Origin of the sequence: Porticoccus sp. W117, from assembly GCF_030341905.1 — a bacterium.
In the GTDB taxonomy this organism is placed as follows: Bacteria; Pseudomonadota; Gammaproteobacteria; order Pseudomonadales; family Porticoccaceae; genus SCSIO-12696.
Genome location: NZ_JATAAF010000013.1, coordinates 48,337 through 64,682, shown reverse-complemented (window position 1 = coordinate 64,682; position 16,346 = coordinate 48,337). Strand labels below are relative to the sequence as shown.

16 protein-coding genes are annotated in these 16,346 nt (G+C 54.3%); 4 read left to right on the top strand and 12 right to left on the bottom strand.

Annotated features, from left to right (window positions below; translation table 11 throughout):
• Positions 1 to 19 precede the first annotated feature (19 nt).
• From QSV34_RS10450 to QSV34_RS10435, 4 genes are all read right to left on the bottom strand, one after another.
• Positions 20 to 406, bottom strand: coding sequence for an arsenate reductase ArsC (locus tag QSV34_RS10450; protein WP_289154466.1), 387 nt, complete (start codon positions 404 to 406; stop codon positions 20 to 22).
• A 168-nt stretch (positions 407 to 574) separates the two neighbouring features.
• Entirely contained in the window at positions 575 to 1,360 is a 786-nt protein-coding gene (locus QSV34_RS10445) for an SP85-like N-terminal domain-containing protein (protein ID WP_289154464.1), read from the bottom strand.
• A 247-nt stretch (positions 1,361 to 1,607) separates the two neighbouring features.
• The gene (locus tag QSV34_RS10440) at positions 1,608 to 2,174 is read right to left on the bottom strand and encodes a diacylglycerol kinase (protein WP_289154462.1); all 567 of its coding nucleotides are present in this window, start codon (positions 2,172 to 2,174) and stop codon (positions 1,608 to 1,610) included.
• Positions 2,167 to 2,847, bottom strand: coding sequence for a M15 family metallopeptidase (locus tag QSV34_RS10435; protein ID WP_289154459.1), 681 nt, complete (start codon positions 2,845 to 2,847; stop codon positions 2,167 to 2,169). The genes QSV34_RS10440 and QSV34_RS10435 overlap by 8 nt, the downstream gene beginning before the upstream one ends.
• Positions 2,848 to 2,914: 67 nt before the next feature.
• Between QSV34_RS10435 and QSV34_RS10430 the strand changes: the two genes are divergently transcribed.
• The 4 genes from QSV34_RS10430 (at position 2,915) to QSV34_RS10415 (ending at position 5,268) form a co-directional block, all read left to right on the top strand.
• Positions 2,915 to 3,748, top strand: coding sequence for a mechanosensitive ion channel family protein (locus QSV34_RS10430; RefSeq protein ID WP_289154458.1), 834 nt, complete (start codon positions 2,915 to 2,917; stop codon positions 3,746 to 3,748).
• Between the two features lie 88 nt (positions 3,749 to 3,836).
• Positions 3,837 to 4,448 carry a dephospho-CoA kinase gene (gene coaE, locus QSV34_RS10425; RefSeq protein WP_289154455.1) on the top strand — a complete coding sequence of 204 codons (612 nt, stop codon included), beginning with the start codon at positions 3,837 to 3,839 and terminating at the stop codon, positions 4,446 to 4,448.
• A complete protein-coding gene (locus tag QSV34_RS10420) occupies positions 4,445 to 4,636 on the top strand; it encodes a DNA gyrase inhibitor YacG (protein WP_289154453.1) in 192 nt (63 codons plus the stop codon). The genes coaE and QSV34_RS10420 overlap by 4 nt, the downstream gene beginning before the upstream one ends.
• Positions 4,637 to 4,746: 110 nt before the next feature.
• Positions 4,747 to 5,268 carry an REP-associated tyrosine transposase gene (locus tag QSV34_RS10415; protein WP_289154450.1) on the top strand — a complete coding sequence of 174 codons (522 nt, stop codon included), beginning with the start codon at positions 4,747 to 4,749 and terminating at the stop codon, positions 5,266 to 5,268.
• An 82-nt stretch (positions 5,269 to 5,350) separates the two neighbouring features.
• Here QSV34_RS10415 and mutT read toward each other — a convergent pair whose 3' ends face one another.
• The 8 genes from mutT to QSV34_RS10375 form a co-directional block, all read right to left on the bottom strand.
• The gene (gene mutT, locus QSV34_RS10410) at positions 5,351 to 6,136 is read right to left on the bottom strand and encodes an 8-oxo-dGTP diphosphatase MutT (protein ID WP_289154449.1); all 786 of its coding nucleotides are present in this window, start codon (positions 6,134 to 6,136) and stop codon (positions 5,351 to 5,353) included.
• A gap of 10 nt (positions 6,137 to 6,146) precedes the next feature.
• On the bottom strand, positions 6,147 to 7,361 hold the full coding sequence (argJ, locus tag QSV34_RS10405; RefSeq protein ID WP_289154446.1) for a bifunctional glutamate N-acetyltransferase/amino-acid acetyltransferase ArgJ: 1,215 nt from the start codon (positions 7,359 to 7,361) through the stop codon (positions 6,147 to 6,149).
• A 99-nt stretch (positions 7,362 to 7,460) separates the two neighbouring features.
• Positions 7,461 to 10,424 (bottom strand): preprotein translocase subunit SecA, encoded by a 2,964-nt coding sequence (secA, locus tag QSV34_RS10400; protein ID WP_289154497.1) that lies wholly within the window; start codon positions 10,422 to 10,424, stop codon positions 7,461 to 7,463.
• A 141-nt stretch (positions 10,425 to 10,565) separates the two neighbouring features.
• Complete coding sequence (locus QSV34_RS10395) at positions 10,566 to 11,618, bottom strand: M23 family metallopeptidase (RefSeq protein ID WP_353738382.1); 1,053 nt, start codon at positions 11,616 to 11,618, stop codon at positions 10,566 to 10,568.
• A gap of 46 nt (positions 11,619 to 11,664) precedes the next feature.
• Positions 11,665 to 12,579, bottom strand: a complete 915-nt coding sequence (gene lpxC, locus QSV34_RS10390) for a UDP-3-O-acyl-N-acetylglucosamine deacetylase (protein WP_289154494.1) — start codon at positions 12,577 to 12,579, stop codon at positions 11,665 to 11,667.
• 374 nt (positions 12,580 to 12,953) lie between these two features.
• On the bottom strand, positions 12,954 to 14,189 hold the full coding sequence (gene ftsZ / locus QSV34_RS10385; protein WP_289154443.1) for a cell division protein FtsZ: 1,236 nt from the start codon (positions 14,187 to 14,189) through the stop codon (positions 12,954 to 12,956).
• Between the two features lie 89 nt (positions 14,190 to 14,278).
• Positions 14,279 to 15,520 (bottom strand): cell division protein FtsA, encoded by a 1,242-nt coding sequence (gene ftsA / locus QSV34_RS10380; RefSeq protein WP_289154441.1) that lies wholly within the window; start codon positions 15,518 to 15,520, stop codon positions 14,279 to 14,281.
• Positions 15,513 to 16,346, bottom strand: a complete 834-nt coding sequence (locus tag QSV34_RS10375) for a cell division protein FtsQ/DivIB (RefSeq protein WP_289154438.1) — start codon at positions 16,344 to 16,346, stop codon at positions 15,513 to 15,515. Before QSV34_RS10375 ends, ftsA begins: the two co-directional genes overlap by 8 nt.

Here is a 16,346-nt window from a genome sequence, read left to right as displayed (position 1 = left end):
TTTTTATGGGGCTATTAGATCAAAGAGAGGCAATCAGGTCGATTACACGGGTCTCAATTTCGTCCCTTACCTGACGAAATTGCTCCAGAGGCAGATGTTTGGGGTCTGGCAGCGGCCAATCCTGGCGTTTTTGAGCACTAATACCGGAACAACGATCACCGCAGCCCATAGTGACTACCGCATCAAATTCCAGGGTTTCCACTGTATCCAGCCCCTCAGAACGGTGGTTATGCAACGGGTAATCCCGCTCCGCCATCACCTCAATCGCCCTGGGGTTTACCTGCCCGGAAGGGTTTGAACCGGCGCTGTAAACCGCCAGATCAGCGTGTTTATGAATGTGACCAAAGGCTTCCGCCATCTGGCTGCGACAACTGTTTTCCACACAGACGAAGAGGATTTTTTTCACGGCGGCACCCCGGTTATTGCTGATGCAATATTGACCAGGATATATGCGGATGGTTTCACTTAAAATTTCTTCACTACGATAGCAAAAGTAAATTACGAAAAAGCTTTTTTGATAACAACAAAAAAGCCCGCCAAATTGGCGGGCCAAGAAAAACGAGCCTATAAAATATTAGCTGTTGTTCTGCTTCTGCTTTAACCTAGCCAAACCCAAACCTATCAAGCCTAAAGCCAACAATGCTATTGAACCGGGCTCAGGTACAGAAACCGTTTTGGGCGTAAATTTCAGGTTAAGATCCCAGTGATCGGCCCTCAATCCTGAGTATAAACTACCCTCCGGGTTATCACCTCTATAGCCCTGAATCCAGGCAGAGCCACCATAGTCACCAGTCCTTTTGGCATTCGCTCCCAATCCATACTGAAAAGTGTAATTGGGAACAAAATTGGTGATTTGATATGTATCATCATTACTGAAATCTATGCTTCCACTTACACCTGTGAAAAAGTCCATAGCTGAAGCACTGTAGAACGCACCACCTTCACGCTTGTATTGATATGGATTAGCCAAGGCATCCAGAAAGCCACTAAAACCCAGCTCTATATAGGCAGTAAGACCATCCCGATTTACCGCAGTCGCTGCGAGACTACCTGTCCACTTGGAATGGTCGTCGTCACTATCATTAACAGTGAACCAGCCTTCTGATATGGAAAAATAGTTATTGTCGTAAGTATTTCCCGTCCAGAGACCATGGTTGCCGTCAGTGTAGTCAGATACATCATACATCAAGGCGGCTTGTGCCAAGGATGGCAGCAACAGGGACAGCACTAGGGCAGAAATTATTTTTTTCACGTTATCACCTTCAAAAAGATTAACCATGCAAAACCAAAAGCACAACTCATGCCAAATATTTTTATCAATTAAAAACAAACAGTTAAGATAAAAAATAAGTAAAAGCATGGTTATATGTGTAGTTTTCCGACAGTTTACACGGAGGACAAACGGTAGCTTTTCAGCGAAGAGTAGATAGGTGGTTACTTAAGCCAAATGACTGGCATTAAAACCAAAGTATTAAGCCAAATGTAAATTGCCAACACAATTTCATTTGTTCAGTTTTTCGACAGTCACCATATAGTCCCCTACTTTCAAGCCCCTTCAAATGGCGATTTCAGATACAGCAGCATTGAATGCCAAAAGAATACTGAAGCTACCCCCAAAACCGCAGCCAGATAACACTGCCCCACACCACGGCAAACAGCAGCAGAGTCATAAACACCGCGGCAGAGCCGAAGTCTTTGGCGTGCTTGGCGAATTCGTCGTTGTGAGTGCCAATGCGGTCTACCGCCGCTTCAATGGCGGAGTTAAACAGTTCGGCGATCAGGATCAACAGCAGAGAGGCGAACATCAACAGGAATTGCACCAGGCTCTGGGAGAGGAAATACGCTACCGGCAGCAACGCCAACCCCAATAACACCTCGGTGCGAAATGCCTCTTCGTTTTTAAAACAGGCACGCAGCCCTTGCAGGGAGTAACGGGTCGCACCCAATACCCTGCGGCGAAACCAACCGGTGCGATCGAGTTTTTCCAATGCCTGCTGCATGGCTTCGCGAGCGGCGTCAGTGCGCTCATTCACGGCCTGGCGAGCGGCATCGGCGCGTTCGGTCATGGCTTGCCTGGCCGCATCCGCCCGTTCCGTCATGGCCTGTTTGGCGGCATCGGCTCGCTCGGTCATCGCCTGCTTGGCAGCGTCGGCGCGATCTTTAAAGTCAGGCATGGCTATTTGTACTCAATTGAATAAAGCGATCAAACAATTGATCCATATTATCCAGAACTGTCTGCTTGAGCGCTATATCCGTATCTTCAAGCACTGCGGCCAGCGTTTGTGGCGTCAGTCGTTCGACAAATTGATCGGCCACAGGCCGGTAACTCAAATGCCAGGGCTCTGGCGCGATACCGCCTCGATCGGCGGCATAAGGTCGAAAAAAGCCGCTGTTGCGCTGTTGTTCGAGCCATTGGCTAAGGCGCGCAAAAGGCCCATCGTCACTGTATTCTTCCGGGGTCAGCTGCAACTGATAATCCGCAGGTACCGCCGCCCGATCCCACACATCCATATCCGTGCCCCAATGATGGCGGGAAGCCCCAGGCAAAGCGCTCCAGCGCATAATCGCCTGAACCTGCTGCAATGGCGTCAATTCCATCATATCCACTTCGGCACCATCATCATCCAGTACCGGACGCTGGCCGCTGGCCTTGGCATTCCAGATCACCAACTGGCGCTCGAAGGAACGAAAACCGCTGGCAATCTGCAAGTCCATACCCTGTTCAGCCGCCCGTTGTTGCAACTGCAAAAACGCCTGCGCCGCCTCGGGGTGCAACCGCAGGTCATTCTCGGTGATCAGGTGTTCTTCTGTTTGCCCGGTTAACTGGCGATTATTCATTGCTACCATGGAACTGCTTCAGCTCTGTAGGATTGCTGCTATTCTAACCGTATCTCACTTATTTGCAGGAACAACAATGGATCAGCTCTCTCTGGACAGCGAATTGCAACTACTACAGAACTTTTATCAGATTGTGGTGGAGTTTTTTGCCAACTACAGCTTCCAGCTGGTTGGCGCCATTCTGATTTTCCTGATCGGCCTGTTTGTGGCGAGCAAGGTTTCCAAAGGCCTTAACCGGTTTTGTCTGCGCAAAGAGCTGGACCCTACCCTTTCAAATTTTATTGCCAGCATTGTCAAAATCATCATCCTTGCCGGGGTCATGGTGATCTGTCTGAACAAATTGGGGGTAGAAATCACCCCGTTTGTGGCAGCCATCGGCGCCATTTCACTGGGGGCGGGCCTAGCTGTTCAGGGGTTGCTGTCCAATTACAGCGCAGGCTTGAGCATTATTGTCACCCGTCTGTTTGTAGTGGGCGACACCATCAGTGTGCAGGGAGTCACCGGGGTGGTAAAGGAAGTACGCCTGGCCTACACCCTGCTCAGCGACGAGGATGAGGTGCAAATCCTGATTCCCAACCGCCATATCGTCGGCGAGATTCTGCACAATTCAAACCACGAAAAACTGGTGGAAGCCAGTGTTGGTGTCGCCTACGACTCGGATATGGAAAAAGTGAAACAACTGTTGCGCGGCATTTTGGACAAACACAAGTTGTGCGAAAACCGCGAGCCGCAAATCGGCATCGACGAATTCGCCGACAGCAGCGTTAACTTCAGCCTGCGCTACTGGGTGCCTACCGAGCAATACCACCAACTTCGCATGGCGGTAAACGACGACATTTTTGCCGAACTGCAGCGCGCCAATGTGCAAATACCCTTCCCGCAAAGGGAGGTGAAATTACTCGGAGAGTAGCAACACAGCAAATGTCCGCCCTGTCTTTTTGTATCGCAGTGACAGGGATATACTGTGCGCTTCTACGCAACAAACAGAGACGCTCACCATGTACGTAATTGGCCTGACCGGCGGTATCGGCAGCGGTAAAAATGCCGCTTCTCATTATTTTCAGGATTGCGGCATCGAGATTGTCGATGCCGACATCGCCGCCCGCCGGGTTGTGGAACCCCACACCGATGCCTATATGCAGATCATCGACTACTTTGGCGTCGGTGTACTGTTGCCCAGCAACGACCTGAACCGCAGTGCCCTGCGTGCCCAGGTGTTTGCCGACCCGGAAAAGCGCCAATGGCTGGAAGACTTGCTGCACCCGCTGATTTATCAATGGATGGATCAACGCCTGCGCACCGTGCAAAGCCCTTATGTGATTCTCGCTTCTCCGCTGCTGCTGGATACTGACCAGCACAAGCTGGTTGATCGCATTCTGGTAATAGACGCCACCGAAGAACTGCAAATCGAACGTGCTTGTGCCCGCGACGCCACCTCGGAAGCACAAATCCGCGCCATTATGGCCAGCCAACTATCTCGCGAGAAGCGCCTGGAACGAGCCGATGACGTCATCTGCAATAGCGGTTCTTTGGAAAAACTCGAACAGCAAGTGAAGGACACACACCAAAAATACCTGCAACTGGCTGCTGAGGCGCAACAAACCGCATGAGTAACGCACCAGAAATCAGCTGTCCCACCTGCCGTAAATCCATTGTCTGGGGTGACGACTACCCCCATCGCCCCTTCTGTTCAGCACGCTGCAAACAGATTGATTTTGGCGACTGGGCCAATGAAGCCCACAGCATTCCCGGGGAACCAGTGATGGATGCAGAGTTGTTGGATGAAACCCAGCACTAATGGTGGATTACGGCCTATGGCCTAACCCACCCTACAAAACTACAACCAGCGCTACCTCGTAGGGCGGATTAGCGAAGCGTAATCCGCCAATTCACTTCAAGGATGAAGCTATGCCAAACTATCGGCGCTATTACCAAACTGGTGGCACGTATTTCTTCACATTAGTAACCGATCAACGTCAACCAATTCTTACCCAGCCAAACAGTATTCCTATGCTTCGGCTGGCTTTTCACAAAACCCTCAAAAAATATCCCTGCCAATTAAGCGATATCGTTGTACTGCCAGACCATGTGCATTTTATTCTGGAGCTGCCTGAAAGCGATTGCGACTTTTCGTTACGGATTCGCTTGATAAAAAGTTACTTCTCCAAATCCATCAACACCGCCACCAACGATCAGGATAAGGTTTCAGTGTGGCAAAAGCGTTTTTGGGAGCACTGTATACGGGATAAAAATGATTTAAATCGTCATAGAGACTACCTTTATTTCAATCCGGTAAAACACGGCTTGGTAGATGTGCCCGCCGATTGGCCTTACAGTTCATTCAAACGAGCAGTCGAAAACGGCTTTTATGAAGAAAATTGGGGGAGACAAGAACCAAAGTCGATATTTGGTTTTGAATTCGGAGAATAGCTGGCGGATTACGCTGCGCTAATCCGCCCTACGGGTGAAGCGTTCTGTATGAGTGAGGATTAGGCTTCAGTGTACCGAAAAATTAAAACGTCAGTCCTTCAAAATCACTGTGAAGGATTTTGGTGAGTTTCAGCTTGTAGGCGAAGGCACTGCAAACCGTGGTATTGGCACCCGTTAGCGCCCGACCCATTATTCCCGCCGGTTGGCCCGTGGAGTTTTCCAACAGTGTCGACGATTCCTGCTGTTTTTCACTACTGGCCTGGCGACACATTTCCTGCAAGGTTTCCAGGTCGTATTGCCCGGCAAAATCTTTTACAGCCTCCGGGGTCTGCTCCTGCAGCGCCCAATAGTAAAACTTCTGCTGGCCATCCATGCCTTGGGTATCGTTGCCAAAATACAACCAGGCACCCGCCACCAACGCAACCGCCAATGCCCACAAATACCCTTTGTGCAGGGCCGCGGGTTTGTTGTGTTGCATCAGGCGTTGCACCACTGCTTGGTTGGCTTCCGGGAAAGGGTAGCTCCCCAGTTCGTGGGGTTTAACCCATTTTACTGGCTGGCCTTCGGCGCCGTGGGGCTCACCGTCAAACTCGGTCACCTCCCAGAATTCCAGATGAATCTGCTTGTCCGGGTAGTCGTGATGGGTTTCCACCAACCGCTGGCAGACGGTCGTTTCAATATCTAATTCCTCCTGCAGCTCACGTACCAAAGCCTGCCTGGGAGTTTCACCTTCATCAACCTTGCCGCCGGGAAATTCCCACAGCCCGCCCTTGTGAACATTGTCCGGGCGCTTGGCAATAAAGATTTCGCCGGGGCGACCACAGCAATCACCATGGATAACGGCGGCAACAACATGAATGCGCTTCAAAGAATCACCCCTACGTTCGATATTCTGCATTAATACGCACGTACTCATGAGACAGATCAGTGGTCCAAACCGTCTCACTACAGTCGCCACGACCCAGATTGATGTGAATGTCGATCTCCTCTCGATCCATCACCGCCTGACCCGCTTCCTCACTGTAACCCGATGCACGACCACCGTTTTCAGTGAGTAGTACGTCGCCGAGGTGCACAACCACTTTGTCTACATCCATGCCTTCCACACCCGCTCGACCCACTGCCGCCAAGATACGCCCCCAGTTCGGATCGGAGGCAAACAGCGCGGTTTTTACCAGCGGCGATTCGGCCACGGTAAAGGCCACATCCAGCGCCTCTTGTTGGCTGGCCGCACCAGTTACAGCAACAGTGACAAATTTGCTGGCGCCTTCACCGTCGCGAACGATCGCCTGGGCCAGCTCCACCGCCACTTGCCGTAAAGCGGCAACAAAAGTGTTATAGCCAGCGGATTTTTCACCGATAGAAACACCGGATTGGCCGGTGGCGGCAACAATCACCGAGTCATTGGTGGAGGTATCGCCATCGACGGTAATGCGGTTAAACGAGCTATCGCAGCACTCGGTAACCAGTTGTTGCAACAGGGGCTGGTCGATTTGCGCATCGGTGGCGATATAACCCAGCATGGTGGCCATATTGGGTTTGATCATCCCCGAGCCTTTCGAGATGCCGGTGATGGTAACGGTTTTGCCCTCGATATCCAGCTGACAACTTGCACCTTTGGGGCGGGTATCGGTGGTCAAAATACCTTCACCGGCATCGGCCCAGCCCTGCTCAGTCAAAGCAGCCAAGGCCTGTGGCAGTACAGCAATGATTTTCCCAGCAGGCAGTGGTTCGCCGATAACACCGGTGGAGAACGGCAACACTTCCGCTTGAGAAACACCGGCAGCGTCAGCCAACGCCTGACAGATGGCATTGGCATCCGCCATACCCTGCTCACCGGTGCCCGCGTTGGCATTGCCGGTGTTAGTAACCAGGTAACGTGGTGCAGTCTGCGCAAGATGGGCCTTTGCTATTTGCACCGGCGCGGCGCAAAAGGCGTTTTTGGTAAACACTCCAGCCACGGTGCTGCCGGGGGCAATTTCCATCACCACAAGATCCTTGCGGCCGGGAGTTTTAATGCCCGCAGAGGTGGTACCCAGTTTAAAGCCGGGAACCGGGTACATGGTTGGGAAGGTGGGCTTGCCTACAGCCATTGTTTGTTCCGTGTATTGTTATTTATATATCTTCCGTCATCGCGAAGGAGCGAAGCGACTGTGGCGATCTCCAGCCATGCACTCCGCGGCAATGACGACTTACCCCAACTTACCGTGGCACTGCTTGAACTTCTTGCCGGAACCACAAGGGCAAGGGTCATTGCGGCCCACTTTGGGCATCTCTCTCACAAAAGGCTGCGCAGCCCCTTCCAGCTTGCCGTGACACTGCTTGAATTTTTTGCCTGAACCGCAGGGGCAAGGGTCGTTGCGGCCCACACCGGGAGGTGCCTGCTGGGGTTGTTGCTGTTGCTGCTCTTCCGGTTCAGCGGCCATGGCTGAAGCCTGTGCGTGCTGGAATTCCATTTGCTGTTTTTGCTGCTGTTCCAGGCGACGCTGTTCCAACTGTTCGGCTTCGTCGGGCTGGGCGATCTGCACCTTGCAGAGAAAGCGAGTAGTTTCCAGTTTGACGTTATGCAACAGGCCTTCAAACAGTTCGAAGGACTCACGCTTGTATTCCTGTTTGGGGTTCTTCTGGGCGTAGGCGCGCAGGTTAATACCCTGGCGCAGGTGATCCATGCTGGCCAGGTGCTCTTTCCAAAACTGGTCCAGCACCTGCAACATAATCTGCTTCTCGATGGCGCGCATATCCGGGCCAACGTCATCACACTTGGCTTTGTAAAGCTCGCTCAGTTGGCTGTTCACCCGTTCGCGAATGCCTTCCTCGTTTAGACGATCATCGCTATCCAGCCACTCCTGAACCGGCGCATCCAGCAGGAATTCGGTTTTCAGGGCTTCTTCCAGACCGGCAATATCCCACTGTTCTTCCAGGCTTTCCGGGGGAATATGGGCGCTGATCACATCGTTGACTACATCCTCGCGCACGGAATCAATCACATCGGAAATATCGTCACTTTCCAGCAGGTCGTTGCGCTGCTGGTACACCACCTGACGCTGGTCGTTGGCCACGTCATCGAATTCCAGCAGGTGTTTGCGGATATCGAAGTTGCGCCCTTCCACCTTGCGCTGTGCTTTTTCAATGGCGTTGGACACCATGCGGTGTTCAATGGCCTCGCCGTCTTTCATACCCAGAGCGCGCATCATGTTTTTCACCCGGTCGGAGGCGAACAGGCGCATCAGCGGGTCTTCCAATGACAGATAAAAACGCGACAGACCGGGGTCACCCTGACGGCCGGCACGGCCACGCAGCTGGTTGTCGATGCGGCGGGATTCGTGACGCTCGGTGCCGATAATATGCAAACCACCCGCTTCAAGAACGGTGGCGTGGCGCTGTTCCCATTCCTCTCTGGCAGCGGCAACTTGCTGTTCGGAGGGTTCACCCATGTCCCGCAATTCCGCCTCCCAGTTACCGCCCAGCACAATGTCGGTACCGCGACCGGCCATATTGGTGGCAATGGTGACGGCACCGGGCCGGCCCGCCTGGGCAATAATCTGCGCTTCTTTTTCATGGAACTTGGCGTTCAACACCTGGTGAGGCACTTTGGCTTTTTTCAGCAAGCCCGACAGCAACTCCGATGTTTCGATAGAGGCGGTACCCACCAGCACCGGCGCGTTTTTCTCCATACAGTGCCTGATATCTTCAATTACCGCCTGGTATTTCTCGCCTTGAGAGAGGTAGACCAAGTCGTTGAGATCTTCACGGGCAATCGCGCGATTAGTTGGGATTACCACCACGGTCAAACCGTAAATCTGGTGAAATTCGTAGGCTTCGGTATCGGCGGTGCCGGTCATACCGGAGAGTTTGTCGTAGAGACGGAAGTAGTTCTGGAAGGTGGTGGAAGCCAGGGTTTGGCTTTCCTGCTGAATTTGCACCCCTTCGCGGGCTTCGATGGCCTGGTGCAACCCCTCGGACAAACGGCGACCCAGCATTTTGCGGCCGGTGTGTTCGTCAATCAGCACCACGTCGCTGCCTTCAACAATGTAATCCACATCGCGACGGAACAGGTGGTGTGCCTTCAAACCAGCGTGCACATGGTGCAGCAGGTTGAGGTTGGTGGATTGATAGAGACTTTCGTCCTCACCCAGCAAGCCCTCATTAATCAGCAAGCCTTCAATTTTTTCGTGGCCCTGCTCAGTGAGTTCCACGGTGCGACTTTTTTCGTCCACTACAAAGTCGCCGGTATCGAGAATCTGGCACAGGGGCTGTTTGCCTTCCTCCATCATTACCAGGTCTTTGCCCGCTTCGTTAGCCTCTGCCTGAGCGGCGCCGACGTTCACCAATTCCGGCTCGTCATCGCCCCGTTGCAGGCGAACTTTGGGCAGCTGGATTTTGTCGTTGCGCACTTTGTCCGAATGCTGCTGAGGTTTCAGCAGCTGCACAATGCGATTCATGCGCTTGTACACTTCGGAGCTGTCGCTGGCGGCGCCAGAGATAATCAGCGGCGTACGGGCCTCATCGATAAGAATGGAGTCCACTTCATCAACCACCGCAAACGACAGTTTGCGCTGCACGCGATCTTCCTGGCGCAACGCCATGTTGTCGCGCAGGTAATCGAAACCAAATTCGTTGTTGGTACCGTAGGTAATATCGGCGCTGTAATTGAGCTGTTTTTCCTGAGCCATTTGCCCGGAATACACCACCCCGACGGTGAGCCCCAGCAGCTCGTAAATAGGCCGCATCCAGTCGGCGTCGCGCTTCGCCAGGTAGTCGTTGACGGTGATGATGTGCACACCATCGCCAGGCAAGGCATTCAGGTAGGCGGGCAAGGTGGACATCAGGGTTTTACCCTCACCAGTGCGCATTTCGGCAATACAACCTTCGTGCAGGGTAATACCGCCGATCATCTGCACATCGAAGTGGCGCATGCCCAGGGTGCGATCCGCTGCCTCGCGCACTACCGCAAAGGCTTCGGGCAACAGCTGATCGAGGCTTTCGCCCGCCTGCAAACGCTCGCGAAACTCTGCGGTTTTAGCGCTCAGCTGGTCGTCGCTCAACTCCCTCAGGGGTTCATCAAAAGCATTGATTTTCTTGACGATCTTGCCCATGCGGCGCAGTTCGCGGTCGTTCTTGCTGCCGAATACTTTTTTTATCAGGTTGGCCATCAGTTTCCCTTGCTTGTCTCGATTTGGCGGAGCCAGTAATAGTCGCTATATGGGGTTGTTTTCACCGCCCTCAAGGCCATGACGGCACCTGACGGATGAAAAGACGTTTCGATATGTGGGAGCTGCCGCGAGCGCGGCGGGAAGTCAGAGGACGGTCTTTTTGATGTAGGTGGCAGGATCCACCGGGCGACCGTTTTTAAACACTTCAAAATGCACATGGGGGCCAGTGGAACGGCCGGTGCTGCCCATCAGAGCAATCAGCTGACCTTTTTTTACCACGTCGCCGGCTTTCACCAGGTTTTCTTTGTTGTGGCCGTAGCGAGTAACAAATCCATCGCCGTGTTCAATCTCAATCAGCTTGCCATAGCCCTGGCGTTCACCAGACCAGATCACCACACCGGCAGCGGTAGCGACTACGTCACCACCCTCTTTGCCAGCAAAATCAACGCCGTTGTGCCAGGCGCGTTTGCCGTGAAAGGGGTCGGTGCGCCAGCCGTATTTGGACGACATCCAGCCCTTGGTGATGGGGCGCCCGGTAACGGTGGTCTGCTGGGTAATCTCGCGATCCACCAACATGGATTCCATCATCCGCAATTGCAGTTCACGGTCATCCAGTTGGCGTTCCAGTTGAGCGAACAGTTTATCCAGGTCGGAAGGCTCTCCACCCTCAAGTCCACCACCAAGAATAGCTTCATCGGGACCACCCAAGGCCGGAACCCGACTGAAATCGAATTCGCCCTGATCAAGGCTGGCGACATCCGTAAGGCGATCGCCAAGGGCATCGATACGTACCAGGCGCGCCTGCATTTCCGCGAGTTTGGAGGTCAATGCCGCCAGACGGCGACGGGCTTCTGTACGTTCGCTATCAAGGGTATCCCGTTGCTGTTGCAGCTCCTCGTGCATGGCCTCTACGGCCTGCACCAGCTGCAGATCGGTGTTGCGGTCGCTTACCAGTTTGCCAATCAGGAAACCCGCACCGGTGGGCAGTGCCAGAAAACACAGGGACAGCACAACTTTCGCCCAGCTGTTCAAGCTGACCGTGCGGCTGCTTTCCTGATTGTTTCCAATAAAGATGATTTTCATGGCACGAGTTTTTTGCTTTTTATTGTGGTTTTCGTTCTCGTTGCTACTTGTATTGTTTTTACCAAGCGTATTCGCCACTGGATCGCCCACCACTGTAACTTTGCTAGCTGACAAACTCTGTTAACCAGGTCGCAAGACATTGAACCTTAACTACAGCACCTTAAAGCGCGGCCACAGGCTTACTGTAGCTAATGGGGGCGACAGCGTCTTCACCCTCAAAAGTGACCGTTTCCCAGGCATCAGTCTGAGCAATCAAGGCACGCAAAGACGCGTTGTTAAGGGCGTGGCCAGATTTGAAGGCCTCGAATTCGCCAATCAGGCTGTTACCCAGCAAGTACAGGTCGCCAATGGCATCGAGGATTTTGTGCTTCACAAATTCGTCTTCGTAACGCAGGCCATCTTCGTTGAGAATGCTGTATTCATCCACAGCGATGGCATTTTTCACGCTGGCACCGCGGGCCAGGCCCTTGGAGCGCATGTACTCAAATTCGTGCACAAAGCCAAAGGTGCGCGCCCGGCTCACTTCCTTCACAAAAGAAGTGGTGGAGAAGTCAATGGCGGAATGCAGTGCCCGCCCCTTGAACACCGGGTGATCGAAATCAATGGTAAAAGAGACTTTAAAGCCGTCAAAGGGCTTGAAGCGCGCCACCTTGTCGTCGTGGGTGACGGTCACTTCTTTCTTGATGCGGATAAACTTCTTGGGAGCTTCCTGTTCGGCAATACCGGCGGACTGAATCAGGAAAACGAAAGGCCCGGAGCTGCCATCCATAATGGGCACTTCCGGGGCAGACACGTCGATAATGGCGTTATCGATGCCCAAACCCGCCATAGCGGACAACAGGTGTTCCACGGTGGAAACCCGTACATCGCCATTCACCAAGGTGGTAGAAAGGGTGGTATCACCAACATTCTCTGCCTTGGCTTCAATTTCCACCACCGGAGAGAGGTCGGTACGGCGAAATATAATGCCGCTGTCCACCGGAGCCGGGTGGAGTGTCAGGTAAACCTTGTCGCCGGTATGTAAACCAACGCCAGTGGCTTTAATGGTGTTTTTCAGTGTCCGCTGCCTGACCATACGCTTGAGTTTCCACGCAAAATGAGCCGAAAAGCCGCGCATCATACCAGATACACGGCACCCAGACCACCTGCCTCCCTGTAACCAGGGAATAGCAGGTGGTAATCACGGTGAGACCGTAAAAAGCTCCGATAGTGCCACCCCACTGACAAAGGGGGAGGGATTGTGGGGTAGCGCTATCGTTTATTCAGCGAAACTCTTGTCATTGCGAGGCCGAAGGCCGTGGCAATCTCCTAACTAGTGACACTTTGCCTGCTGGAGATCGCCGCGCTGCGCTCGCGATGACGGTAACCCTCAGTGACTCGCCACATCCATGTGGCTAGGGCTGCGCCCGCCAGCGCTGCGCTCGGCGCCCTGATCGGCTGTCCTGCCGATCAGTCAGCCTGCCTACGCAAAAACGCCGGAATATCCAGATAGTCCATATCCTGTTCCGCTTTCGGTTCCTCCAGCTTGCGGGCAGTGGCCTCTGTACTTACCGGGGGCTGCTGCATCTGGGCCTGGGCCGGATTGCCAGCCGGGCGACGGGTTTGTGCCTGGCCACGACGCACCCGGTTAACCGCGGGCTTGTCCAGTTCACCATAGTCCACTTCGCCGTTGTTTTTGCGAGGTTCCGCCTGCTGGGTGGTGTTGTCCACCACTTTAGTGGGCACAAAGTCGCGACCCAGGCCAGTGGCCACCACGGTTACCCGCAGCTTGTCGCCCAGGCTTTCGTCGATAACGGTACCGACAACCACCGTGGCATCGTCAGAGGCAAATTGCTCAACCGTGTCACCCACATCCTGGAACTCACCCAGAGACAGGTCGGGGCCCGCGGTGATATTCACCAGAATGCCCTTCGCACCTTGCAGGTTGATGTCTTCCAGCAGCGGGCTGTGTACCGCAGATTCGGCGGCTTCGCGAGCACGCTGATCGCCCGCCGCTTCGCCGCTGCCCATCATCGCCATGCCCATTTCCGACATGACGGTGCGCACATCGGCGAAATCCACGTTGATCATGCCCGGGCGGATAATCAGGTCGGCAATGCCCTGAACCGCGCCCAGCAACACGTCGTTGGCCGCTTTAAAAGCAGACAACAGGCTCGTGGAGCTGCCCAACACCGCCAACAATTTCTCGTTGGGAATGGTGATCAGCGAGTCCACACGGTCGCGTAGGTGTTTGAGTCCTTCTTCGGCGATGGCCATGCGCTTCTTGCCTTCGAAGGAGAATGGGCGAGTTACCACCGCTACCGTAAGGATGCCCAGTTCTTTGGCCACATCCGCCACCACCGGCGCGCCGCCAGTACCGGTGCCACCGCCCATACCGGCGGTGATAAACACCATATCAGCGCCCTGCAGCACATCGGCAATGCGGTCGCGATCTTCCAGCGCCGCCTGGTGACCCACTTCCGGGTTGGCCCCGGCACCGAGGCCACGAGTGACGTTGTTACCCAGTTGCAGGACGGTGGCGTTGCCAATGTCCTTGAGCGCCTGAGCGTCGGTATTGGCGCAGATAAATTCCACACCTTCGACGTTGCTGTCGATCATGTGCCGCACGGCGTTACCACCACCGCCACCGACACCGATCACCTTGATTTCCGCTGAATCCGGAATGCTGTCTACGATTTGAAACATAAGTCTTCCCCTTTGTTTTCCCTAAATACTGTTGATACCCAAAATTGTTAAAACGCTTTTCATTGCGAGGAGCAATGACGACACAGTCGTCATAAACTCCCCTGAAACCACTGTTTGATACGGCCGACCAAACCTTCACCTCCACTATCGGAACTACTGCTGGTGCGTCGCACCGGCCCTTCCTGCTGTTGCTGCATGCCGTACAACAACAGTCCAACTCCGGTGGAATAAATCGGGTTGTTCACAATGTCTGTCAGTCCGGTGATATTGCTGGGGGCACCCAGGCGTACCGGCATGTGGAAGATTTCCTCCGCCAGTTCCACCACCCCTTCCATCTTGGCAGTACCGCCGGTGAGCACGATGCCCGCGGCCACCAGGTCTTCAAAGCCACTGCGACGCAGTTCCCCTTGAATCAAGGTAAACAACTCGTCGTAGCGGGGTTCCACCACCTCCGCCAATGCCTGGCGAGACAGATCGCGAGGTGGGCGGTCGCCAACGCTGGGCACTTTGATACTCTCTTCCGGGCCCGCCAGGTTAGCCAGCGCGCAGGCATATTTGATCTTTAACTCCTCTGCGTGCGGGGTAGGAGTCCGCAGCGCCATGGCGACATCGTTGGTCACCTGATCACCTGCGATGGGAATCACCCCGGTATGGCGAATGGCGCCTTCGGTAAAGATGGCAATGTCTGTGGTGCCGCCGCCGATATCCACCAGGCACACACCCAGTTGCTTTTCGTCGTCAGTGAGCACCGCGTAGCTGGACGCCAGCTGCTCGAGAATCACGTCTTCCACTTCCAGACCACAGCGGCGAATACACTTTTTGATGTTCTGGGCAGCGTTGGCAGCACAGGTCACCAGATGCACCTTGGCCTCCAGGCGCACACCGGACATACCCAGCGGCTCACGCACCCCTTCCTGGTTGTCGATAATGAATTCCTGGGGCAGCACATGGAGAATTTCCTGGTCCGCCGGAATCGCCACAGCCCTTGCCGCATCGATCACTCGCTCTACATCCTGGGGGTTCACCTCGCGATCGCGAATGGCGACGATGCCATGAGAATTCAGGCTGCGAATATGGCTGCCGGCGATGCCCACATACACCGAGTGAATGTGGCAACCAGCCATCAGTTCCGCTTCTTCAATAGCCCGCTGAATGGAGTGCACGGTGGATTCGATGTTCACCACCACGCCTTTTTTCATGCCGGTGGAGTGGTACATGCCGGTACCGACGATCTCCAACTGACCATCGGGACTCAGCGAACCGACAATCGCCACCACCTTGGAGGTGCCGATATCGAGTCCAACGATCATGCGCTCTTCGTTACTAGCCATTTTTTGCTTCCCCACTCTTTTGTTTGCCAATGGCGGTCTGGCTACGCCAGCTCACGGCCACGCCATTGGGGTAACGAATATCAATCTGTGCAATCTCTCCCTGGCGATGGCGCAACACGGTGTCGTACACCGCCAGAAAGCGTTTTAATTTTTCGGTGACATTGCCCTGGCCCACTTCAATCTCCAAAGCACTGTTTTCGACAACACCAGTGCCACTGGCCGCCACCACTTTCAAATACCAGGCGCGGCGGTTGTCGAGGCGAAACTCCATGGTCTTCAGCCCCGACGGCAACAACATCTGCGCGGCGTGTTGGTACTCTTCCATAATCGCCCGCGCCTGTCCCCGCGGGCCCAACAACAGAGGCAGGCTTTCCAGACCGCTGTTGTCTTCAATATCCAATGCCTGACCGCGACTGTTGAGGAAGCCGCGTCGGTTCCAGCGGGCGATGGGCATTTCCTCGGTCACCGAGATTTCCAAATGGCCGGGCCAGCGGCGGCTCACCACTGCGTTAGCGATCCAGGGGTCGCGTTCCAGCTGGCTGCGAATTTTGCCCAGCTCCAGACTGAGGAAGCCGCCATTCAGTTGGCCGCGCACCAGGCGAGCAATTTGCTCACGGCTAGCGTATTTAAAATCCCCTTGCACCGAGATGCGCTCAATAGGGCGATCCAGGTTTTGGTACAACAGCACTCCACCCCACAACATGCCGAGGGCAAAACAGCTCCATAACAGGGTGAACATCGCGGTACGCAACAGCGACCACAAACCCTCGAAGCGAGGTTCCCGCTGATTGCGTACGGCGCCTTTTTTGTTTGCTGCTCGAGTCAT